Consider the following 24288-nt stretch of genomic DNA (forward strand, 5'->3'; position numbering starts at 1 on the left):
AATTCGTGGCGCGCGAGTATGTTTGCAGTCATGGGTGCTGATTCGCTGATCTTGCCGCGGGCTTTTTTGAGAATGTGCCGTCGCAATTGGCGGCGCGAAAAGGTCGCCGATTCGATGGGCGCTCGGCTCACCGCCGGCGAACTGCTCCTGCGCACGCTCATCCTGCGGCGGATTCTCTTACGCGACGTTCTCGCGCCGGACGAAAAATTCGTCGGCCTACTCTTGCCGCCCTCGGCCGGCGGCGTGATTGCCAATGCCGCGATGCCGCTTGCCGGCCGCATCGGCGTGAATTTGAACTACACGCTTTCGACATCGCTTTTGAACTACTGCATCGAACAGTGCGGCATTCGGCATGTGCTCACCAGCCGGCGGTTCATGGAGCGCGTGAAGCTCGAAGTGCATGCCGAGTTGGTTTATCTCGAAGACTTTGCCGCCAAAGCCACCTGGCGCGACAAAGCAGCCGCGTTCGTGCAAGCCCGACTGCTGCCGATGGCGACGCTCGAGCGCCGGTTGGGACTCGACCGGCTCAGACCCGACGATTTGTTGACGGTGATCTTCACGTCGGGTTCGACCGGCAATCCGAAGGGCGTCATGCTCAGCCAGGCGAACGTCGGTTCGAATATCCACGCCATCGAGCAAATCGTTCACCTCGGGGCCGAGGACGTGGCGGTCGGCGTGCTGCCGTTTTTTCATTCCTACGGCTATCTGACGGGGCTTTGGACCGCGCTGGCCTTGGAGCCGAAGTTGGTTTACCACTTCAACCCGCTCGACGCCCAGCAGATCGGAAAGCTTTGCCGCGAGCACCAAGCCACAGTATTCATGGCGACGCCGACCTTCGTGCGCACGTATCTCAAGCGCTGTGCCGCCGAAGATTTTCGCACGCTCGATGTTCTCTTTGCCGCGGCCGAACGATGTTCGCCCGAACTTTTCGACGCCTTCGAAAAGAAATTCGGCAAACGGCCGCTCGAGGCCTATGGCTGTACGGAGCTATCGCCGCTCGTGGCCGTGAATATTCCGCCGAGCCGCAGCCTCGACGGCGCGAAGACAGGCGTCCGCGAAGGGACCGTCGGCCGGCCCATTCCAGGCGTAACCGTAAAAGTGGTCAAGCCCGAATCAGTCGCCGATGGATCGATGCAGGAACTTCCCGCCGGTCAGTCGGGCATGCTGCTCGTGCGCGGGCCGAACGTAATGAAGGGCTATTTGCACCAGCCCGAACTAACGGCCAAGGTAATCCGCGACGGTTGGTATATCACCGGCGATCTGGCGTCGATCGATGCCGATGGCTTCATCACGATCACCGGCCGCGAAAGTCGCTTTTCCAAGCTGGGCGGCGAGATGGTGCCGCATGTGCTGATCGAAGAGACGCTGCAAAACATTCTCGGCGGCGACGACGAACATCTGCAAGCCGCCGTGACGGCCGTGCCGGACGAGCGCAAAGGAGAACGGCTGGTTGTGGTTCATCTGCCGCTGCAAAAAACGCCGGAGCAGATCGGCCAGGAACTATCCGCCGCCGGGCTGCCGAACCTTTTTATCCCGTCGCCCGACAGCTTCATTCAGGTCGAGCAGATCCCGGTGCTCGGCACTGGAAAGCTGGACCTAAAGGGCATCCGCGACATCGCGCTGGCGCGGTTTGGCGCTGCAGCGGCGAGCAAATAGATGCCGCGCCGAGAAGAGCGCCGGCAGATCGCTTGCGGTTTCGCGCGTGCTAAGTGGCCGACGGCATACGGAGTATGCCTGCTACGTAGTAGGCACACTCCGTGTGCCGTCGGCGAGGCAAGTCCGCGTGCCCACCGATCGAAATCCGACAAAAGCAAATGCGAACACGCAAAGGAAACAGACGATCAAAATCTGCGTTCCCATCCGACTTTTCGGAACGAACTCACCCGATCAACCCCGGGATCGGTTCCGCGGCGACGACTCGCGCCAAATCCGATGGTACGCCCGGCATGGTGCGCAGCTTGCCGACGTCGAGCAAAGCCTGCAAGACCGTCGCGACGAGATTCGGAATGGCCACCGGGTCGCTGTTGGCTTCGCCGCCGTCGCGGGTCGATTGGCCGACGACGCGGCCCATGTTCAGTCCGCCGCCATAGAGCATCAGCGGGGCGAGATTGCCCCAGTGATCGCGGCCTCCTCTGGGATTCAAGCGCGGCGTGCGCCCCATCTCGCCGCAAATGACCAGCAAGATACGTTTGCTCAGGCCGCGTGCTTCGACGTCTTCGATGAAGGCAGACACGGCGTGATCCAGCGGCCGCCCGCAATAGCCCATCCCTTCTTCGACCGGCGCGTTGTTTTGATCGGCGTGCATGTCCCAAACGAAATTGGTCGTAACGGTGACAAACCCACAGCCGGCTTCACACAAGCGGCGCGCGAGCAGCATGAGCTTGCCGAGCGAGGCGACATGGTCCGCATACTTCTCGTGGTTGTTCCATCGTTTGCTGATCGATTCCGGCCTCACCAGCGAGCTCGTGTCGTAGCGCTTGATCGTGCGCGGGTCCTCTTTCGACCAATCGAAGGCCGAACCGACGCCGCCTAGAATCGCATCGAAGGCCTGCTGCTGCAGCCGGTCGAAACCTTGCCAATCGGCCTGACTGTCGACGCCGCGCTTTAGCCCGTCGAGTTGGCGGAGCAGATGCCGGCGATCGTCGAGCCGATTGCGTGGCATTTTTAGTTGCAGGTCCTGTTGAAACGTGCCGTCTCCGCCCGGGATAAAGGGTGCATAGGCGCTGCCCAGCGAACCGACCGCGTCGAAGCGGCCGAAGTTCATCGTGCCGGCTTGCGCTTTCGGATCGACTGCCCGTGGGAAGAGCGCGACATTCAGCGGCATGCCGCTGATCGGGTCGTTCGTGCCGGCGATGCGTGCATAGAGCGAACCGAGATTGGCGTCGAGCGTGTCTTTGCAGACCACCGGCTTGATGTTGTGGATCGCATCGCCCGTGCGGAACGAACGGACGATCGTCGTCTTGTGTGCGAGCTTGGCCAGCCGCTCGAACGTGCCTCCATACGTCACGCCGGAAAGCGAAGTGGCGATCTCGCCGGTGGCGCTGCGAATGTTCGACGGGGCCGACATCTTCGGGTCGAACGTCTCGAACTGCGACGGGCCGCCTTGCAAAAACAAGAACACCACCGATTTATCGGTGACCGGCCGGCCGCCAGAGGCCGCCTGGGCTTGCAATTCCCACAGCCGCGGCAAGGTGAGCCCTCCGAGAGTCAGCCCGCCGACACGCAAGAATTCGCGCCGCGTGCGCCGGCCGTCGAAGAAGGTGAGCATCGCGCTTCCTGCCACAGTTGGGTACGCCGGACCTATCATTCGCCACGAAGGATAGTTGTACCCCAATGCCGGGGCGGAATGCAAATTCCGCGGGTCGAGCTGTGCATGGCTCTGCGCAATCACCGTTAGCGGCAAGGCGCTAGCCGCCGATGAATCCAGCGGCTACGATGAACCGGGGAAGCGACGTGCCGCAGTGTTCCACGACCGCTTCGTTTGCGGTTGGGGCGTGCCAGGTGGCCGACGGCATACGGAGTATGCCTGCTACGTAGCAGGCACACTCCGTGTGCCGTCGGCGATGCCGATTCGCTCACGCTCCCATCGGACACCCGTAGTGCAAAAATTCCCCTCCGTTCAGATTCGCCCGCATCGGGTTGTCGGCGATATAGGCCCGAAGATGGTCGAACTGTTCCGGGCTGCGCACCAAATGGTCGAAGCTCTCTTCCTGCCAGAATCGGCCTGCGGTGCCGAGCCGCGCGTTTATTTCCCGGGCCGTGAACCGCTTCCATGATTTGCACTGCGCCTCGATGTCGGTCTCGCCCAGCAGGCAGCAGAGCAAATGCACGTGGTTCGGCATTACGACATAGTCGCCCAAAAGGTAGCGAACGTCGTTGAATCCGTGCAGACTATTGGCGACAATCGCAGCCGGCGCCGGCGGTCGAAGCGCGCATGCGCCGAGGCCGCGGACGAGATAGCCGTCGAATTCGGCGGTGAAAGTTCGATGGAATTCGTACTGCGCCTGTGAAGCGAGATCCGCGAGGGCGATCTTCCAATCGGCTGAGTTCGGGTCGATGCCGCGCTCGCGTAACCATTTCGCTTTGCGCCTTTGCCACTGGGCTGCCAACGCGTTGGGGCACGAATCGTCGGTCGGAACGTGGCGAAATAGGTAACACCGGGCTGGAACCAATGGGGCAGATTGCCCTGCCGCATCGCCCATTCTTGCTCGCGGTCGAAAAGCTCGAACGGCATGGTGGCACCCGGTTCAAGTGGCCGAGCAATCGTCGGCTCGGCGTACACGCTCTGCTCCAAAATTACCGGCGACTAGTGCGTTGCCGCAGACGTCGCGCTCCAGTGCGGGATTTCTTTTGCCGCCGGATCGGGCTTTCGCGCGAGAAGTTCCGTCAGTTGAAATGCATGATACGGTTGCTCGGCGGCGGGTTTGCCGTCGGGGCTGGCGTTGGCGACCCAGAATTTCGTGCTCGCCGGGGCGAAAAGCACGTCGTGCAGATTCGATTTCATCGCCACGCCTTCGTCCATCAGATGCCGGGCTCCCTCGGCATCGAGCTTGCCATGAGCAGCTTCGGCTCGCCGCACCAATTCGTCGTACCGCTTGCCGGCCGAGAGCAGCACGCAATCTTTCACCGGCTTCGGCAATAGCGGATCGGTCTCGCCCGGCTTGACGATTTTTAGCATTTCCCAAGTCGCTTGCACCCCGACGGCCCGATTCGTATTGCCGTCGGCGATAACGTAGAAGTATTGGCAGGTGCGCGGGTTGTCGCGAAAGATTTTCACGGCCGCATCGACATCGCCGGCCTTTTGCAAAACCTCTCGCACCAGCAAGGCCATCGGCATGCCGGCCCAATGCCCTTGGCCCGAGCCACCCATTTCGCCAATCGAAACATGCCGGGCGTTCATCCCCGTCACGGAGCCAATGAAGCCGGCGTAGGTGACGTTGACGAACGGAATCCCACCCTCCGGCTCCGCGACGATAACCACCGCATGATCCTGCAAATGCCAATCGCATTTGTAATCCAAGACCCGGCCATGATAGAGCGTGCCGTCGGTCGTGGCCGAATTCATGACGGCGAATCCGCTGCAATGGAACAGCTCGGGCAGGAAATTCCCGGCTTGGATATCGCCGAGCGGCAGATCGGCGCCGGCCGCGAGGCCCTTGAGTTCGTCGAAATAACCCCGGGGCACATATTTGCGCTGCTGCTCGACGAGGCTATCCACGAGCGGCCGCGGCTTGAGCGTCAATGGCCCCAGGTGGAACGATTCGGCGGCGAGGATGCCGACGATATTGTGCATATTCTCGCGGACCGAGTCCTTCATGAGCGCGCCGTGCTGATAGCCCATTTCGTAGGGCGTGCCCTTGAGATGCAGCACCGGATAGCCGCCGATTTTTTCGAGCCAGCCTTGGCCGCAACGGGCGACGGTTTCGGCGCGGGCCTGCGTCGCTTGCAGCGAAAGGCCGATTACCAGCAGCGCGAACGCAACGATGATCTTGCACGGACCGATCGCTCGAGCGACGGAAGATCGACGCATGGCGGCACTCCTTGTGAGCGGCGATGAAATCCCAACTGCTGCCGAAATTGTACCTGCGAACGAACGAACGCGCTATGGCGAATTTGCTGCTAGCATTCGCTGCGAGGCTGAGCATGAACGCCGAGGCGGCGATTGCTCGGCACGCCGACGGCACACGGAGTGTGCCTACTACGTAGCAGGCATACTCCGTATGCCGTCGGCCACTTGAAACGGATACCACAATGTCGTTCGATCGATGCGCCGCTGGCAAGCATAGGCTGCCAGCCGAAACTTGCGCGGCCCCCCGCACTGGCGGACTGCGCTTGCCCGTGGCACACACGTCCTTGCTAGCGCGGCGGGCTCCGGGGGACGGCCTGTTCAGTTCTTCACTTTCAGCGGCACCGGCACGGGTTCGGCTGAGCCGCCTGCGGTCAGTTCCAGCGGAATTGTCCACACGACGCTGCCGGTCTTACAGACGCCGTTTTCCCCTTCCTGGCAGTAGTAGTAGTTCATCGAAAGCGTAATGGTTTCGCTGCCGCTCGTTTTTTTGACGGGCAAGCGAACGTCGAACGCATCGGCCGGTTTTTCAAGCTTCTGAAGCTTTCCGAAAGCCGACGGATCCAGCGGCCCTCCGGCTTGCGATCCATCGATCCAGTATCGCATCGGTGCAAGAGTGTTGATCTTGTAGCCCTCGGGCAGTTCCAATCGCACAGCCAGATGCACGGTGCCAGCGACCGGCTTGACCTTCGCCGGGGCGAGCGCGATTTGCTCGGCCCCTTCGAAGCTCGGCTTTTTGCCGGCGGGCTTTTCGTCACCGGGCTTTTTTCCGGCCGGCGGCTCGGCCGCAGCCGGCGGCTCGGCCGCAGCCGGCGGTTCGAGACCATCGACCACAAATGTGCTCACCTGCCGATTGCCGTCGATGGCGATCGTGCGGATCAAATGGTTGTTGGTATCGGCCACATACAGCTTGCCGGCGGCGTAGGCGATGCCGCCCGGCTCGTCGAACGTGGCATCGGCGGCGTGATTGCCCGCCGCCTCGCCGTGGCCCGCGGAACCGGCGCCGGCGATTGTTCGGGCAGTGTGGCGCTCGGGATCGACGACTTTGATCTTGTTGTTGTAGGTGTCGGCCACGTAGATCAGGCCATTGTGATACGTGATTCCAAGCGGATGCTGGAAGCGAACTTTGGCGCCCGTTCCGTCGACATCGCCGAAGGTGAAAAGCCGATTGGCGGGCAACTCGGCAGTGCCGATCACGGTATGCACTTCGCCGTGATCGGTCGCGACCAAGGGCACCGCCCGAATCGAACTTCCTTCGCTATCGGCGACGAACAGCCAGCGGCCATCGGAAGCCAATCCGCTGGGCTGGGCGAACGACGCGAAACCGGTGGCGAACGGCGCGCGCGGCAACAGCGGGCCATCGACGATGTCTTCGCGCGAATTGCCGGCATAAGGGCCGATCTCCGATTCGCTCAACGGCATTTTCCAAATCTGATGCGTGCCGGCCATCGCGATGTAAAGATCTTTGCCCTGAATCAACAGGTCCCACGGGCTGCTGATGGCGGTTTGCCTTGGCCGGCCGCTGAATCGCTGCGGCAATCGCCCGCGTCCGGCGAGTTGTTCGGCCATGGCGCCCGGCCAGCCGCTTTCCGCTTGCTTGCCGGTTCCGGCAATCGTGGTGACACGCTGTTCTTTGAGGTCGATCTTGCGGAGCAAATGATTTTCCGTGTCGGCGACATAGAGCATGTCGCCATCCAGGGCCATTCCTTGCGGACGGTTGAATTCGGCTTTCGCAAAAGTGCCGTCGGCGCGGCCCTGAATGCCGCTGCCGATCGTGGCGATTAGTTTGCCGTCCAAGCCGGCGACGATGATACGATTGTGGTTGCTATCGGAAATGAAGAGCCGGCCGCCGGCTTCGTCGGCCGTGATTTTGCCGGGGAAGCGCAACGGCGTTTGTGTCGCATGGGATCGCGCGAGGTCGAAGCGGAGCGGCCGCTCGTCGAGCAGTTTTTTATTGCGATAAAACGGAACCGCCATTTTAAGAAATTCATTCAGCGGATCGGCCTTCGTCTCGCCGGAGTGGTCGTAGATCACGTATCCCTCGGGATCGATCAAGACCAGCGTCGGCCAACTTTGCACTTCGTATCGCTTCCAAATCGCTTGGTTCGCATCGTTCACCACGGGGTGCTCGAGCTCATAGCGTTGCACCGCATCGGCGATATTCTGAGAATCGTGCTCGGCCTCGAATTTCGCCGTGTGCACGCCGATCACGACCAGGTTGTTCGGATAGGCATGCTCGAGTTTCTTCAACTCGGGTATGATGTGCATGCAATTGATGCAGCAATATGTCCAAAAATCGAGGAGCACGAATTTGCCGTGCAACTCCTTAAGATCGATTGGCCCGGCGGTGTTGATCCAGCCGACGCCGCCGTCGAGCGACGGGGCACGGACTTTGCGCTGGGCAAACAGTTGCTCAAGCGAAGCATGTTCGCTGCCACGGCCCGGCTCGGCCCCGACCGCGGCGATCCTTGTTGCAATCATGCCGACGCCTGCGACCGCGACGGTCGCCACGGTGGCGATCGCGACCAAGGTCCGCGGTCTAAAAAATTGCAAGCTGCGGTGGTTCGTCATCGGCGATTGCTCCAAGCGTGGAAAGTGGCCGCGATTCCGAGAGCCGTTTTGGAGAACCGCAGGCCTAACTATTTTCGCCGATGAACTCGCCATAGGCAAATCCCCGCGCGGCCGAGAAACGCCAAACCTCGCTTGTCTGCAAGGAACGTCGTGCAAGAATCGCGTCGGTCGTCGGCCAAAACCGCGAAACTGCCTCCCATCCAAGGCGACTTAACAGAATGGGAATCAGGTCAATAAGAACAATCTCGGGCCGCGGCCTGTTTTGGCTAGGTAAGGTGCGACAGGCCGGCGTGCCGAACCCATTTGCTTACAGGGAAAAACGTTGGCAGTGCGCAATCGAATAGGCGCGCGTGAAGCTTTGCCAGATAGCATGCTTTGAACGGTGAGAATGCCATGCGACCAAAAAGCAAAATCAGTCCCGAGTGGTGGGACTACACCACGCTGGGTCGGGAAATCTTGGAGGATGCCGCCAAACTTTCCGCCGACGATTTGGCGGCTCTGGCGCGGCCGGGATTTTCCGTCAAGTTCTATGAAACTCGCGAAGACTTCTATCTGGCCGAGGCGCTCGAATATATCGATGCCTGGCGGCAGGCCACTCCGGATCGTCCTGCTGGGATTTGCGGCCCGATCGGTCCGACCGAACAATTGCCGCTTGTGGCGCGGCTTGTGAATGAACTGGAATTGGACTTGCGCCACGCGCATTTTTGGGGCATGGATGAATGGGTCGTAGACGGTCGCGAAGCGCCGCCGGATTTTCCTCTCAGTTTTGCCAAAGCCGACATGGATCTCTGCTTCAATCGCATCCGCGCCGATTTGCGAATGCCGAAAGAGAATCTGCACTTCCCGGCAGCCGATCCGAGCGAATATCTTCGCAGTTGGCAGCGCGCGCGTTGCGTCGTGATGCAAGGGGGCCAAGGCGAGGTCAAACACTGGGCCTTCAATGATCCACCGCGTCGCGAAGGGAGCTGGATCGACGAGCCGCCGCCCCCCGCCGAGTATCGCAAGCTATCCACGCGCATCGTCGACCTGCATCCGATGACCATCATCCAAAACGCCCGCACCTCGGGCGGCGGCATGGTGACGAACGTCCCGACCCAAGCCATTTCGGTTGGGCCGGCCGAGACATGGCTTGCCGAGCAGGTGTCGATCTGGCATTTTGGCAATCACGACAACCCGTTTGGCATGCGGCTCACGGCCCTCATGATTTCCCAGCGGATCGCCGACTCATCCGTCCCTATGTCGCTCTTGGCCGAGCACCCCAACGTGCAGTTCAATTATTACCGGCCTGCCATCGGCAGTTGCAGCGCCGAAATGCATTAGCCTCCGCCTCAAAATCCCAAACCGACGTGCATCCAACATCGAATCGGTCGCGTCTATCAAGGATTGCCTCGCTAACGCTTCGGGCTAGCCTTTGCCTTAAAACACTAGCCCGAAGCGTAAGCGAGGAAGCCCCGCAACGACGGCGCCGTCGTGCTGCGCGACGGCAAAGCCGCATGCGCATCGGCGCGAGGCGCTAGCGAGGGCGATCCCACATCGGAGCGCACCCTCGCTAACGCTTCGGGCTAGCCTTTGCCTTAAAACACTAGCCCGAAGCGTAAGCGAGGAAGCCCCGCAACGGCGGCGCGTCGCGCTGCGCGACGGAAAAGCCGCATGCGCATCGGCGCGAGGCGCTAGCGAGGGCGATCCACATCGGAGCGCACCCTCGCTAACGCTTCGGGCTAGCCTTTGCCTTAAAACACTAGCCCGAAGCATAAGCGAGGAAGCCCCGCAACGGCGGCGCCGTCGCGCTGCGCGACGGCCAAGCCGCATGCGCATCGGCGCGAGGCGCTAGCGAGGGCGATCCACATCGGAGCGCACCCTCGCTAACGCTTCGGACTAGTGTGCTGATCGGCGAGTTGAAAAAAACCCAGTCTCTTCAAAACAGGCCAACCACCGCCATGCGACGCGCATTTGCTATTTTTGCCCACCCCGACGACATCGAATTCGTTGCCGCCGGCACACTGCTTCGGTTGCGTGAAGCCGGTTACGAAATCCACTACATGAATGTAGCGGACGGATGCTGTGGTTCGACGATCCACGGCCGCGAAGAACTTGCTCGGCTGCGGGCAGCGGAGGCTCGCGCCGCGTGCGACGTGGCTGGCGCACTGTTCCACCCGCCGATCGCACACGACTTGGACATCTTTTACGATCGACCCACGCTCGCCCGATTGGCCGCGGTCGTGCGAAAGGTGGTGCCCGAGATTTTGCTCACGCATTCGCCGGTCGATTATATGGAAGACCACACCAACACTTGCCGTCTGGCGGTCACGGCGGCATTTTCTCGGGGCATGACCAACTTTTCTACCGAACCTCCGCATCCGCCGATCGATGGTCCGGTCACGATCTATCACGCACAGCCGCACGGCAATTGCGACCCCTTGGGTCAACCGGTCGCGCCGACGCATTTTGTCGACGTGACGGCCGTATTGCCGACGAAAACAGCCATGCTGGCTTGCCATCAAACACAAAAGCTTTGGCTGGACCAGAGCCAAGGGCTCGATTCCTATTTGCATTCGATGCGTGATGGCGCCCGCGAGTTGGGCTGCCTCTCGGGCCGCTACGAGTTCGCCGAAGGCTGGCGGCGCCATTCGCATTTAGGATTCTGTGCTTCAGACGTCGATCCCTTGACGACAGCGCTCGGGGATCTTTGCCACGCGGTCGGCCCGAGAGATGGACATTGACCCGGGACGCGCCCAACCGACTGACCGCTTTAGTCCCATCGGCTGTCGGTTCCGCGAGCGGCGTCATACAATGGCCATACAGCATCCGATCGGCAATACCGGAGGTTCGTCAATGCGCCGTGCCATCCTTTCGCAGGTGATTCGAGCCTTGAGCCTTTTGAAGATCGCGGCCATCTGGCTGCTGGCGCTGGCCGGTGCTGCCCAAGCAGGTGATCCGTCTTTCGACGTGATCGTCACAGCGACCTCGACGCACGTGATGGCCGGAGAGAAGCCGATCGGCGAAGTTCAGAAGGATACGCGGCTCACGGTCAGCCAAACCAACGGCGATTGGTATCTGATCGGCCTGCCGAATACGAACCCGCCGCAGCAGGGCTGGATCCGCAAGGGCGACGTTCGATTGTCTCCCGCGGCGCCGGCCGCCAGGCAACTCACGCCCGACCAACAGGAACAGCTCAAGCGGCGCGACGAGTTGGACCGCGAAACGAACCAGCTTCGCAATGCCGGCAAGATCGACGAAGCCATTGCAGCGGCGGAGAAAATGCTGGCCATCGAGCGAACCGTTTTGGGGAGCGATTCCGGCGACGCACTCGGTTCGCTTGATGAATTAGCAAGACTTCACGAGCTGAAGGATGATTTCGTTGTCGCCCGTAAGCTCCGCCAAGAGGTGCTGACGACAAAAGCGAAGCACCTTGGCAAAGATCATTGGCAGGTGGTCGACGCCCGGCTGGCGCTCGAGCAGACATCGCTTCTGGAAAAGTTGTCTTCGGAACAACGCGGCCAGTTACAGCAGGCCGAGCGGCTGATGGAAGCGTCGGAGAAACTCTATGGCGCGGGCCATTTTCCCGACGCGCTCGAATCGGCCGAACGTGCACTGGATATCCGTCGCAATATCTTGGGCGAGCGGCATCCGCTCTGCGCCGTCAGTCTTTGCATGATTGGCGACATTTATCAGCAAATGGGCAATTTCGCGGCCGGCGAGCGCCCCTTTAGGCAGGCGCTTGCAATTACGAAAGAGACGCGGGGCGAAAACAATCCGAATTATGCGAACATCAGCAACGATCTGGCCATGCTGTACTACAACCTGGGCGATTACACCAACGCGTTGCCCCTTTGCAAGCAGGCGATGGAAATCAGGAAGCAGACGCTCGGCAGCGAATCCGCCGAATATGGCAGCAGCATGAGCTTTCTGGCCACGCTCGACACCGACATGGGCGACTACGACAAGGCCGAGCCGCTCTATCGACATTCGCTGGCGATCAAGAAACAAGTCCTCGGCGAGCGAAACATGAGCTACGTGATCGGCCTCGACAATCTGGCCCGGCTCTATACAAGGATGGGCGACTACTCCGACGCCCTGCCGCTGAGCAAGCAGGCCCTCGAAATCGAAAAGACGTTGCTTAACCCGCGGAGTCCCGATTATGCCGTCAGCTTAGCCAATCTGGCCGAGACGTATCTGAGCATCGCGGAATTCTCCGAATCTGAATCGCTTTTCAAGCAAGCCTTGGAAATCCAGCGGCAAATGCGCGGGGAGAAGCACCCCGACTATGCAGCCACCTTGAACAACCTGGCGAATCTGTATTCCGCGACGGGCGACTACGCCAAGGCCGAATCCCTCATCAAGCAAGCGTTGGCCATCCGCAAACAATCCCTGGGAGAAAAGCACCCCGACTATGCAGCCAACCTCGTAAGCTTGGCGCGCCTGTATGAACGACTGGGCGAATATCGAAAGGCCGAGGCACTCCTCTTGCAATCGCTGCAAATCCGCGAAGAGGTGCTCGGCGAAAAGCACCCCGACTATGCCGACACCCTCGACGATCTGGCATCGGTGTACCGGAGCATGGGCGATTACGCCAAGGCCGAATCGCTGTTCCTCCGCGCTGTCAAGCTCCGCAAGGACTCGCGGCGCGTAAGGACCGCCAGCTACGCCACCGGTCTGCAAAGCCTGGCCACGCTGTACCAAGACATGGGCGACTACGCCAAAGCCGGGCCGCTCTTCGACGAGTCGTTGGAAATCGAAAGGGCCGTCTTGGGCGAAAAACATCCGAACTATGCCACGACTTTGAACGACCGCGCCGGGCTCTATCTCCGCATGGGCGACTACGGTGCCGCCAAGCCGCTCTACGAGCAAGCGCTGGACATCGAAAAGCATTCGCTGGGCGAAAAACATCCCGACTACGCCGGCAGCCTCGGCAATCTGGCGTCGCTTTATATGGACATGGGCAACTTCGCTAAGGCCGAGCCGCTCTACCGGCAAGCGATGGAAATCACGAAGGAAGCCCTCGGTGAACAGCATCCCGACTTTGCCAAACGGCTGAATGACATCGCCTTCCTCTCCATCTCCATGGGCGACTATGCCAAGGCCGAACCGCTCTTGCGCCAAGCCATTCAGATCGACAAGGCAGCGCTGGGCGAAATAAATCCCGACTACGCCAACCGCCTGCACAACCTGGCCTCGCTCTACGACGCCATGGGCTCCTTTGCCAAAGCCGTGCCCCTGTATAAGCAGACGCTGGCGATCGAAAAGCAAGTTCTCGGCGAAAAACATCCCGACTATGCAAACAGCCTGAACAACCTCGCGCTGCTGTATCAAAAGACCGGCGACTACGCGAGCGCCGAGCCACTTTACGAGCAGGCAATCAAAATCCGCAAGCAAACGCTGGGCGAAAAACATCCCGACTACGCCATCAGCTTGAACAACTTGGCGCTGCTAGACCAGAAACGCGGCGACTTCGCCAACGCCGAATCGCTCTTCCGGCAAGCGCTGGAAATCGAGCGGCAAGCACTGGGCGAAAAGCATCCCGACTACGGCGTCGTCCTATCCAACTTGGCATTGTTGTACTCCGATCTAAATGATGACGCGCGGGCCGAGCCTCTCGCGCGCCAGTCGCTGCAGATCTCGCGTGAATGGCTCGATCGGACGGCGGCTGTTCAGTCGGAGCGGCAACAATTGCGCATGGCCGAAGTGGTGCGCGCACGGCTCAACATCTATGTGTCCCTGGCTCACAACGCAAGCCTCCCGGCGGAACCGGTGTATGCCGAAGTTCTGGCTTGGAAAGGAGCAGTCACCGCCCGGCAGCAAGCCATGCGGCAACTGCGCCGCGGACAGGAAAATCCTCAGGCGGCCGAATTGTATCGACAGCTTGCCGATACGGCCCGCCAGTTGGATAGCGCCTCGCGCGCGACACCCGAGCCCGGGCAAGCGGAATCGCATCGCCAGCAATTGGAACAACTGAGCGACGCCTTGGAAACGCTGGAGAAACAACTGGCGACCGCGAGCGCCGCTTTCCAACAACAATTGAGCCAGCGCCGGCTCACGCCCGACGACCTGCGCCGCGTCTTGCCGAGCGAAACGGCGCTGGTCGATTTGTTGGAGTATCAAACGACCAAAGCGCAGACGAAGCCCGAGGCTAAGCCGGGGCAACAAGAGCTCGAATCGCGGCTCGTGGCGTTCGTCGTTCGGCCCGATCAGCCCGTCGAGTCGATTTACCTGGGCCTGCTCGATCCGATCGCGGCGGATATCGCCGATTGGCGGAAGAATTTTGGAACGGTCCGCGCGGGGGCGGCGGATCCCGGCGCCGATTTGCGCCGCTTGGTTTGGGACAAATTGCAACCGCGTTTGCAGGGCGCGAAAACCGTCCTGATCTCGCCCGACGGCGTCACCGCGCAATTCCCTTGGCCGGCATTGCCGGGAGAAAAGCCGGGCACGTATCTGATCGACGACGTGGCGATCGCAATCGTGCCGGTTCCCCGTATGCTGCCGGAGCTGCTGTCTCGCACGGCGACTCGATCCGGCAATCAGCCGCGAACTGCTCCTTCGTTGCTGCTGGTGGGCGACGTCGATTTCGGCGCCGCCCCGGGCGAATTGTTGCCCGATTCAAGCAGCACCAATCTCCTGGCCGCACGCGGCGGCCGATCGTTTCATTGGCAATCGCTGCCTGGCACGCGCGATGAAGTGGCCGCCATCATGGCCACGTTTCAAAAGCAGTTTGGCGGCGCGGCATCCGCCGAAGCAGATGAGTTGACCGGCGCGCGGGCCACCAAGAGCGCCGTGCGGCAAGCCGCGGGCCGCCACCAATTCATCCACTTCTCGACGCACGGCTTTTTCGCGCCACCAGAGCTTAAATCCGCTTTGGATGCAGGCTTATCCGCCAACAACAAAACGACCTTCGCGGAGTCGACATCGTTTCAGAATCTATCGGGCCTCAATCCCGACCTGTTGTCGGGGCTGGTCTTGGCTGGCGCAAACCGACCGGTCGAGCATGGTCAGGACGATGGCATTCTTTCCGCTCTCGAAGTGTCGGAAATGGACCTAAGCCACGTCGAACTCGCCACGCTGTCGGCCTGCGAAACCGGCTTGGGCCAGTCGGCCGGCGGCGAAGGCCTCTTGGGTTTACAACGGGCATTCCAACTTGCCGGCGCCAAGACGACCCTGGCCAGTCTGTGGCAAGTGCCCGACCGGGCAACGCAGTCGCTCATGTCGCGGTTCTATCAGAATCTTTGGCAACGGCGGATGTCGAAGCTGGAAGCCTTGCGCGAAGCCCAGCAATGGCTGATCCGCGAAGGACCAAAGAAGCCCGAACTGCTCCGCGGGCGCGGCCTGGACCTGGATAGCGAGCCCGATAAAGAGGTCACGCAATCCGGCGGCTTGTCCCCGCGCTACTGGGCCGCTTTTGAACTCAGCGGCGATTGGCGGTGACCTGATCGGCAGCACGCGCGTCGAATCCGCCCGACCGATTTGAGACCCGCCGCGACTTAGTTTCTTACCGATGAACTTCTCCGCAACTTGCGGGGAAGGTTTGGAGCTCCGCGAGTATGCCATGGCTCTGCCAGTATCTTCGCGAGCGGAGTATGCCGACTCGCAGTTCACACTTGCAGAGCCAGTGGCACACGAGAGCGACCTTTGGCCGCAACCAACGTAGCAGGCACACTCCGTGTGCCGTCGGCGCTCCGCGGTGCGTTGCGAACAGTGCGTGGCGGACGGCACACTCCGTGTGCCTGCTACCATCGGGCCGTCTCGCCGAGCGTTGCAAAGATTTCGAACGCTAGTTGCTGACCGACGAACTTCTCCGCGACTTGCGGAGAAGTTGTACTGTGGTCGCACAATTTGAGGCGCGTTCAACGATGCAGCGCGGTGTCGGCCGGTTTGGTGGATTGGCCGGGGCGACGGATTCGCAGCCACACCGGCAGCGATGCCTGACCATCCACCTTTGGCTGATCGCGGGCGGTTTTCGAAACGGCAAAAAACAACCGATCGATCGGAGCCACCCACGGCGCGGCGGAAAGATAAACCGTTTGCTCATTCTGGCCCGCCGGAATCAGAATGCCGTTAAGACCGATGTTGTCGACGATCACGCCGTGCGGCAAATCGTTCACGTCGAATTCCAGCGAGCCGGTGAAACCGTGGCGATCGATCGAAAGCTTGCACGTCGTCGTGGTTCCCGGCGCAAGGACGACTTCCGGAATCGGCGGCGGTTTCGAATTTGCCGCCGCGGCGGCGGTCTGCGCGGGCTGTAAATGCACGACCACGTTCGGCGCCTTGCCGAGCTTGATCTGGCCAAGGCTGCCGACGCGGTGCGCCACTTCGCGGCGATCGATTTGTGCCGTGGCCGTGATTTCGGAAAGGCCGGCGTTTTGCGGCACCGGCTGCGGCGCGCCGTCCAACGCATAGAGCAAGCCCTCTGCTTCCAAATGCCCGGCCTGAATCACCAGCGGCGAGGTCACGAAGAAGCCGGGGGGAATGCCGGCGATATCGACCCGAATATCGCCGTCGAAATAGTCGAGCCGATCGGCTTGAACTTTGAATTGCTGCCCGCTGCCCGCATTCACCGTCGGATTGGCGCCGACGACGTTGATATGGAAATCGGGATGCGGCGTGCGAACCGTCAGCCGGAAGATATAGCGCTCGCCGGCTTCACCCCGGCTATCGACGACGCGGATCACATACCAGCCGTCGGCGGGAGCGGTGAACAGCAGCCGCGAATCGCGGCCCAGCTTGCGGTCGCCGTCGTCGTCGTTCGAATAGTAAATCGGAAACGACGGCAAACCGTTGTTCGGGAGTTTCGTTCCCGGCGGGTGCGGCTCGACGACATACACGGGCTCGAAATTGGCGTGTTCGGTGGCGCTGGTGTCGAAATAGGCGCGCCGCCAACCGTTAAGGGCTTTATACAGCCCGAAGTCGGAATCGGGCCCCCGCGGCGTTCGAAAGAGCTTGCAGACTTCGCCCCCCATGTAAATGTATTGGTTCAACTCCATTTCCTCGTAGCTCTTCAGCCGCGGCTCGGTGGCGAGCGAATCGATACCGCGGAAATTGATGTACGAATCGCGCACCGCTTTCAATACGACCCGCTCGATCCTTTGGCCATCGGCGGTAAGCACATCAATGCGGGTGTCGATGGGCGAGCCGCGGCTCGCGGCTTCGGTCTGAATGATCCACTGCTGGCCGGCTTTCGACTGGAAACGGTAAAAAGCGGCCGCCGACGGCAGTCCGCTACCGTCGGTTGTTTTTTTACCCGCCCGAAGCATAGGTGAGGGAGGCGCGACGTCGACGTGGTGCCCTTCCTCGCTAACGCTTCGGGTTTTGCCGTCGCTAACGTGAAGCGCAAGCGAGGCCGCGCGTCCCGTGGCGCCTCCCTCGCTAACGCTTCGGGCTAGTGTGGCCGGCGCTGGTGAAGCCGGAAGAATGCGGCCGGCGGCGCTGCCGGGGGCCGCGATGAGCGCCGCGCGCGCGAGCGTGTCGTTCGTGTTGACGCCCTCGGCGGATTCGGCGGGCACCGTTTCCGGCAGTTCGCCGACCAGCACCTTGATCGGGCCGCGGGTGTGGAATTTTGCGTCGATCGGCACGGTCGTTTCCCCGGACGAGCCGGCTTCGACTTTGGCCTTCGAATGCGGCGGCAGATTGTAGCCGATCAACTCGACTTCGGTCGTTTGCTTGGCGGGCAAGCTGAGCGGATAGCAGCCGACAACGTACGGAATCGCCCCGATGGTCAGCTTGTAGGCGTGATCCCGGCCGCCGGCCATGGATCGATCGTCGATGCGGATTAGATACCGCCCGGTGCGATCGAAATGGTAGACCAAGAGCGGATCGCTTTCGGCATCGAACTCGCTCCGATCGCGGAGCAATTTTCCGCCGGCGTCGAATAGCGATAATCGCGGCTCGGCCTTCGAGCCGATGCGGCGCGCGGCGGCGTCGAAAACAAACGTTTGCCCGGCGGTCGCGTCGAAGCTGAAATAATCGATGTCGCCGGCCGCGCCCAAAGCGCCAGCGACCGATACTGGAAGCGTTTGCAGCAAGTTGGCTTGGGCGGGCGTGTTGTTCGGCTCGACCTCTTGTTGCTCGGCGATACCAGCCCGAAGCGTAAGCGAGGGAGACGCGCGGTCGACGTGGCCCGCACCCTCGCTAACGCTTCGGGCTGGTGTGGACGCGGCGGCGATCGGCTTGCCGCTGGCCGGGTCGTAAAACGCCAGCGAGCCGTCCATCCGGCCGACAACAAGCGGCGAAATGCCGCCGCGCTGGCCCGGCTCAAATGCGAGCGCCGGGGCAACGTCGGGCTGCGGCTCGATGGTTCGCTGCTCGGCCAGCGTCGCCGCATTCCAGAACTTGATGAGCCGATCGTCGGCCGAGGAAACAAGCGACTGGCCGTCGGGCGAATAGATCAATTTCACCAAAGGCTGCTCGTCGGCGAACTCGGCGAGTTCGATCGGATTGGTTCCTTCCTTGCCCGTCTCGCTGATCTTCCAAATGCGGATGCGATTGTCGGCCCCGGCCGCGGCAAGATGCCGGCCATCGGGACTGAACGCCACGGTGTATTGATCTTTCAGCGGCTGGCCAAACGTTTCCAATCGCTCGCCGGTCGAAACATCCCATAGTTTCACCGTTCGATCGCCGCTGGCGCTGGCCAACAGCTTGCCTCGTGGATCGAAGGCGAGCGCGAACACGGGGCCGTTGTGGCCGACGAGCGTTCGCAATTCCGCGCCGCTGCGGAGATTCCAGAGCTTGATCAGCGAATCGTAGCCGGCGGTGGCGAGGATTTGCATATCGGGACTGATGGCGACGGCATAGAGGCTATCGCGATGCCCGCGGAATTTGTGGACTAGGGCTCCATCCGACACGTTCCAAAGCGTCGCCTCGCCGAACACGCCGGCCTGCCCCGCGGCAACGGCGAGCAGCGAGCCATCGGCGCTGAACGCCGCGTCGTTGACATTGCCCGGCTGCGGGGCGAGCGTGCGGACGACCGCGCGCGTTTCGGCCGATAGCAATTCGACAGTGCCGTATCGGGCCACGGCGATCCAATGTCCGTCGGGCGAACAAGCGACGGCATTGATCGCGTGGCGAATTGGGCCGACCGGCGCGACGTGCGGCACCACCAGCGCCGTGGGGTCGAGGGGAGCGCCGCTCGGACTTTTTGCTCCGGCTTCGATCCATGCGGACAGTAGCGCGATTTCTGCCGGCTTCGGTCCCTCGTTGTCCTTGGGCGGCATCGACAGCTCGGCTTGGCCGTTGAGAACGCGCAGCAGCCGGCTTTGCTCCGGATGGCCGGCGACGATCTCCGCGCCGCGTTTGCCGCCCCGCAGCAGATCCGCGTAGCTTTCGAGCACCAGTTTGCCTTCTCGGTCGTCCGAGTTGTGGCAGCCGGCGCAGTATTTTGTCAGCAGCGGCTGAATCTTGGCGTTGAATTCGGGGGCGGCGGGCGCGGCGCCGGTGCCGGGCGCGGCGCCAGCGGCCAGCGCGGCAGCCGGCATCAGCGCGCAAGCGGCGATGGCCAGCAAAAATCGGCGGAGCGCATCGACCGTCGGCAGCAGCCTCCGCGCCACAAACGTTTGGATTTGTCGCACGGCGCGGCGGGACGGCCCCGATGTAGCAGGCACACTCCGTGTGCCGTTCGAACTGCCGCCGACGCCCGCCTTCTGTTCGACGTCGCTCGCCGCCGCGGACGGCACACCGAGTGTGCCTGCCACGTTGGCCTGAGTCACTTGCCGCCGCACGGATCGCCACGGAGGGCGTTCCCTACGGAAATCTGCGTCGGTTTCCGATTGCCGGTTCACGAAGGCTGCCATCCGCTGGGGTTCAATGGTCGAACAAGAATTCCCGGCTGCTGAGGAGGCTCCAATACAAATCCTCGACCGCCGGCCGGCGATCCTTGGCCGGCGACTTGTCCAAGAGCTCGCTGAGTTGCCGGCGCTCGTCCGCCGTCGGCAACCGCGACAGGGCGCTCAAATAGGCTTCGTCGATGATAGGGTCGGTCGGCGTGTTGCTGACGAGAAGTTGCTCGATTCGATTTCCCTTGGCGGCGAGCTTGGCGTTGAGCGTGTCGCCGTTGCTCATGTGCAGCACTTGCACCATGCTCGGCGTCGCGGTGCGCTCGCATTCGCAGGTCAGCTCGCGCACCGGCCGGCCAAACGATTTCAAGAAATACGAATCGACGTTCGAGTCGGGCAACTGCTCGGCCCGCCAGCCGGGGGCGTAGTTCTTGAATTCGGACGGCGCGCCGGTGACTTGGGAGATGGCGTCCAGAAGCACCTCGGCCCGCATCCGCCGCGGGAAGAAATGGGAATAGAACCGCCGATCGGTCAGATTTTCGGAACTCGTTTGGCTCGAGCGTTGATAAGTTTCGCTTTGCAAGATGACGCGCATCAGCGATTTCAGATCGTAGCGACTATCGCGCAGATATTTCGCAAGCGCCGTAAGCAATTCGGGGTTGTTTGGTGGATTGGTGAGCCGCATGTCGTCGACCGCCTCGACCAGCCCGACGCCCATGAAATTCGCCCAAACGCGGTTGGTGATCGCGCGGCTGAAATACGGATTCGCGGGGTTGGTGAGCCACTCGGCCAGAGCCGCTCGTCGATCGATCGGCGAATCCATCGGAATCGGCTCGCCGTCCAAGGGGCAAGGGGGCTGGGGCCGGCCGGTCCGCGGTTGAAGCAATTCGCCCTCGGTCGTGGAAAAAACCGTGAAATTGCCGGCTCCCTCCGCATTTTTCACTTTCACCCGGCTGAACAGATTGGCCATGCCGTAATACTGATCGTTGGTCCATTTTTCCAGCGGATGATTGTGGCAATGGGCGCACGTGATCGACATGCCGAGAAATGCCTCCGAAGTGGTCTCGGAAAGCTCTTGCGGGTCGCGGTGCAAGACGAAGAAATTGGCGGCGCCGTTGTCGAGCGTGCTGCCCGAGGCGGTGACGATGCCGCGAACGAATTGGTCCCAGGCGACATTTTGCGCCACCTGCGTGCGAATCCAATGGTAGTAAGACCACATTGCCGGGCCGGGCAGCTTTTCGCTATTGACCAACAACAAGTCCGACCACTTGTAGGCCCAATGATCGACGAACTCGGGCCGGACCAGGAGCGCCTCGATTAGCCGGTCGCGCTTGTCCGAGCTGGTGTCGGCGAGAAATTTTCGTGTCTCGTCGGCGGTCGGCAGCACGCCGATCGTGTCGATCATCGTCCGGCGAATGAATTCGCCGTCGGTCGCCCGGCCGGAAGGGGGCACGTTCAACCGCCGCAACTTGGCCAACACCAATTCGTCGATAAAATTTCGTCGCGGCGAGCGATCGAATGCCTCGGGCAGAACCTGTTGAACATAGGGCACCGTGATCGTCGCCACCTTGATTCGGCTGGCGAACCACGCGCTGACCACTCCCTCGCCCGAGCCCACGATCTTCACATGCCCCTCGGCATCGACCTGGGCGACCGATTCGTCGGACGAAGTGAATTTGGCCCAATGCGTCACATCGGCGGAGTGGCCATCGGTGTAGAACGCGCGAACCAAGAGTTGCTGGCGGTCGCCCGGCTTGAGCAGCACGCGCTCGGGCAGAATCTCGAGATGATCGAGCTGCGGGTCATCGGGCTTGGGGGGCGCTGCGCCCGCGGCAATCCAGCCGAGCACGATGTTGTAATCCGGCGAGTCGACTTCGAAACGCACGCCCCCTTTATGGGGAATCGCGCCGCTCGGCTTCAGCAGAATCAAACTTCGAGCCGGATCGCTGGGAACGATCCTGCGGCCGCGGGCCTGGCGGGTGATCGTGAAGTAGTCGGCATCGGCGTCGTAGCCGCGAAGCGAAAGTTTGAAGCCATTCTTTCCGGCGGCTGCGCCGTGGCATGCGCCGGAATTGCAGCCCGCCTTCGCAAACACCGATTGCACCTGATTGCGGAAACTCACGCTGCTCGGGCGATCGAAGCCGACGACCTTCACATCGATCGAAACCGATCGATCGCCGACTTTCGCGGCGAGCTTTGCCGAGCCATTGCCGGTGGGTGTCGCAATATTATCCTTGACGACGGCAACTTTCGGATCGCTGGTCGTCCAAACGATGCCCGCCGTGATTTGTCCGACGAAATCGTCGCCGCGGCGGATTTCGGCCAACAGCCGCTGCCGCGCCGCAGGGCCGGTAAGCGTCAGCCGTTCGGGAAGAATCGTGAGTTGATCGCCGGCTGCAAACGTTGGGACGGTGGGCTGCGCGTGGGGCATGCTCGCCGCTTGCGGTTTCGCAACCGTTGCCGCCGGCAGTGGAAAATTCGCAAACGCTATTGCCAACACAACAACGATCCCGATCGACATCCGCCGCACTGCCTGCAACTTCATCGCGTGCAATTTGATCCCCTGCATCTTCATCAGAACAACTCCTTGATGGGATGCTTGCCGTAGTCGACCAACGGGTACGGGCGGCCTTGCGGGCCGGGAAGATGCGTTTCGATGTCCAAGCCGAGGCTGTGAAAAATCGTGGCCACGACTTCCGCCGGTTCGACGGGCCGCTCCGCCGGCACGCCGCCGATGGCATCGCTGCGTCCGACGACGCGGCCCCCTTGCACTCCGCCGCCGGCGAAATAAATCGTCCAGCATTGCGGCCAGTGATCGCGGCCGCCGGCCGGATTGATGCGCGGCGTGCGGCCGAATTCGGCCAGATTGCACACCAACGTATTGTCCAACATGCCACGCCCGGCCAGATCCTCGATGAGCGCGCTATAGGCTTGATCGTACATCGGAGCCACCTCGTGCCGCATTTGCGCCACCGAGATAAACGGGGCCGACCCGTGAATGTCCCAACTCAGTTCGTTGAACACCGTGAGAAACGTATTGACGGTGACGAACCGCACGCCGGCCTCGATCAGCCGCCGGGCGAGCAAGCAGCACTGGCCGAAGCGATTCATGCCGTAGCGCTCGCGCACTTTTTGCGGCTCTTTCTCAAGATCGAAGGCGGCGCGTGCCTGCGGGCTGGTCATCATGCGGAAGGCGGCTTCAAAGTTGGCGTCGAGCAGTTTTGCGTCTTCGCTCGATTCGAATTGCCGCAGCTTCCCCTCAACCACCTCGCGGAGCCGCCGGCGGCGCTCCAACCGCGCTTCGCCGATCTGCGGCGGCGGCAGCAGATCGGGCACTTTGAAATGCGGCTTCGAGGGGTCGGCCATGAGCACGAATGGATCGTAGGCCTTGCCCAAAAAGCCCGCGTCCTGCCCATGCGACATGCCCCCGCCGGTGTTGCCCATCGGCTCGGGCAAAAGCACGTGCGCCGGCAGATCGGTGCGGCGGCCGAGCAAATAGCTCGTCACGCAGCCGGCATGCGGCGTGTTCACGCCACCGGTGAAGAACCGGCCGGTTTGCATCATCTGGTGTCCCGAATCATGCACCGCCACCTGCGTGTGATAACACGTGCGCACCAGCGAAAACTTGTCGGCCAGTTTGGCATGCAGCGGGAAGAGTTCCGAGATTTGAATGCCCGGTGCGTTGGTCGCGATCGGTTTGAACGGGCCGCGAATTTCCGCCGGGGCGTCGGGCTTCATGTCCCAGGTGTCGAGTTGGCTGGGGGCGCCGAGATTGAAGATCATGATCACGCTGCGATCGTCGGCCGGCTTTGCCGCTACCCCGTTTGCCGCTGCCCTTTTCGCCGCTGCCGTTTTCGCCGCTGCCGCCTGAGCTTCGAGGGCGAGCAAATCGGGCAGCGCCAAACCGATCGCGCCTAGCGCACCGACTTGGAGAAAATCGCGGCGGGTGACGCCGTCGCACGTGTGGGCCGTGCCACGGCCGGAAAGATTGAGCATCGCGGTTCCTCCGTTCGCGCTCCGGGCGGCCGTCGCGCCTTCGGTCGCGCCGTTGTGCGGTTCGCCGGCGAGAACCGAAATGACCGGAGGGATTGTTCTCAAAAACCGCGCACAGCGCTCGAGCAACCGGCGGCGGATGTCGCCGGACAGGCAGGGCCCCCCCCGGGCTGCTATCCTATCATTTGGCCGATTCGGTTTCAAATCCGCGCCAAGGACTGAATCGGGGCAGATGCTTCCGATACGAAATCGGCCGACGAGCATCCAACGCGCTTCGTCGATCGCACATCGCAGGGATCGGTCGCGCCACATTCGGGGCTTCCAATACTCGAACTTCCCGAGCGTGAGCGGAAGTCGCAGTTCGTTCACTCCGGCATCAGACACTTTGGTCGCCTTAAGATT

General features: G+C 61.8%; 11 protein-coding genes. 4 read left to right on the forward strand and 7 right to left on the reverse strand.

Annotated features, from left to right (window positions below; translation table 11 throughout):
- Positions 1-72: 72 nt before the first annotated feature.
- Complete coding sequence (locus VHX65_18230; protein ID HEX4000494.1) at positions 73-1656, forward strand: AMP-binding protein; 1584 nt, start codon at positions 73-75, stop codon at positions 1654-1656.
- Between the two features lie 223 nt (positions 1657-1879).
- Here VHX65_18230 and VHX65_18235 read toward each other — a convergent pair whose 3' ends face one another.
- From VHX65_18235 to VHX65_18250, 4 genes are all read right to left on the reverse strand, one after another.
- Entirely contained in the window at positions 1880-3268 is a 1389-nt protein-coding gene (locus tag VHX65_18235) for a DUF1501 domain-containing protein (GenBank protein HEX4000495.1), read from the reverse strand.
- 307 nt (positions 3269-3575) lie between these two features.
- Positions 3576-4109: a transposase gene (locus tag VHX65_18240; protein HEX4000496.1), complete on the reverse strand. Its 534-nt coding sequence runs from the start codon at positions 4107-4109 to the stop codon at positions 3576-3578.
- Positions 4110-4306: 197 nt separating this feature from the next.
- Positions 4307-5530, reverse strand: coding sequence for a C45 family peptidase (locus VHX65_18245; GenBank protein ID HEX4000497.1), 1224 nt, complete (start codon positions 5528-5530; stop codon positions 4307-4309).
- Positions 5531-5887: 357 nt separating this feature from the next.
- Entirely contained in the window at positions 5888-8095 is a 2208-nt protein-coding gene (locus VHX65_18250) for a thioredoxin-like domain-containing protein (GenBank protein HEX4000498.1), read from the reverse strand.
- A 435-nt stretch (positions 8096-8530) separates the two neighbouring features.
- On the opposite strand from VHX65_18250, the gene VHX65_18255 reads away from it, so the two are divergent.
- From VHX65_18255 to VHX65_18265, 3 genes are all read left to right on the forward strand, one after another.
- Positions 8531-9457: a glucosamine-6-phosphate isomerase gene (locus tag VHX65_18255; protein ID HEX4000499.1), complete on the forward strand. Its 927-nt coding sequence runs from the start codon at positions 8531-8533 to the stop codon at positions 9455-9457.
- Positions 9458-10074: 617 nt separating this feature from the next.
- On the forward strand, positions 10075-10857 hold the full coding sequence (locus VHX65_18260; protein HEX4000500.1) for a PIG-L family deacetylase: 783 nt from the start codon (positions 10075-10077) through the stop codon (positions 10855-10857).
- Between the two features lie 112 nt (positions 10858-10969).
- A complete protein-coding gene (locus tag VHX65_18265; protein HEX4000501.1) occupies positions 10970-15553 on the forward strand; it encodes a tetratricopeptide repeat protein in 4584 nt (1527 codons plus the stop codon).
- A 419-nt stretch (positions 15554-15972) separates the two neighbouring features.
- Here VHX65_18265 and VHX65_18270 read toward each other — a convergent pair whose 3' ends face one another.
- From VHX65_18270 to VHX65_18280, 3 genes are read right to left on the reverse strand one after another with little or no spacing between them, the layout of a single operon-like run.
- A complete protein-coding gene (locus tag VHX65_18270; protein HEX4000502.1) occupies positions 15973-19911 on the reverse strand; it encodes a c-type cytochrome domain-containing protein in 3939 nt (1312 codons plus the stop codon).
- A gap of 10 nt (positions 19912-19921) precedes the next feature.
- Complete coding sequence (locus VHX65_18275; GenBank protein HEX4000503.1) at positions 19922-22468, reverse strand: DUF1553 domain-containing protein; 2547 nt, start codon at positions 22466-22468, stop codon at positions 19922-19924.
- Positions 22468-23889 (reverse strand): DUF1501 domain-containing protein, encoded by a 1422-nt coding sequence (locus VHX65_18280; GenBank protein HEX4000504.1) that lies wholly within the window; start codon positions 23887-23889, stop codon positions 22468-22470. Before VHX65_18280 ends, VHX65_18275 begins: the two co-directional genes overlap by 1 nt.
- Positions 23890-24288: the final 399 nt, after the last annotated feature.

This window comes from Pirellulales bacterium (assembly GCA_036267355.1).
Lineage (GTDB): Bacteria > Planctomycetota > Planctomycetia > Pirellulales > DATAWG01 > DATAWG01.

What these genes read in the sequence shown, in the direction of transcription:
- VHX65_18230 (HEX4000494.1), top strand. Translation starts at nt 73, where the DNA reads ATGTGCCGTCGCAATTGGCGGCGCGAAAAGGTCGCCGATTCGATGGGC.
- VHX65_18235 (HEX4000495.1), bottom strand. Translation starts at nt 3,268, where the DNA reads ATGCTCACCTTCTTCGACGGCCGGCGCACGCGGCGCGAATTCTTGCGT.
- VHX65_18245 (HEX4000497.1), bottom strand. Translation starts at nt 5,530, where the DNA reads ATGCGTCGATCTTCCGTCGCTCGAGCGATCGGTCCGTGCAAGATCATC.
- VHX65_18255 (HEX4000499.1), top strand. Translation starts at nt 8,531, where the DNA reads ATGCGACCAAAAAGCAAAATCAGTCCCGAGTGGTGGGACTACACCACG.
- VHX65_18260 (HEX4000500.1), top strand. Translation starts at nt 10,075, where the DNA reads ATGCGACGCGCATTTGCTATTTTTGCCCACCCCGACGACATCGAATTC.
- VHX65_18265 (HEX4000501.1), top strand. Translation starts at nt 10,970, where the DNA reads ATGCGCCGTGCCATCCTTTCGCAGGTGATTCGAGCCTTGAGCCTTTTG.
- VHX65_18270 (HEX4000502.1), bottom strand. Translation starts at nt 19,911, where the DNA reads ATGGCAGCCTTCGTGAACCGGCAATCGGAAACCGACGCAGATTTCCGT.
- VHX65_18275 (HEX4000503.1), bottom strand. Translation starts at nt 22,468, where the DNA reads ATGAAGATGCAGGGGATCAAATTGCACGCGATGAAGTTGCAGGCAGTG.
- VHX65_18280 (HEX4000504.1), bottom strand. Translation starts at nt 23,889, where the DNA reads ATGCTCAATCTTTCCGGCCGTGGCACGGCCCACACGTGCGACGGCGTC.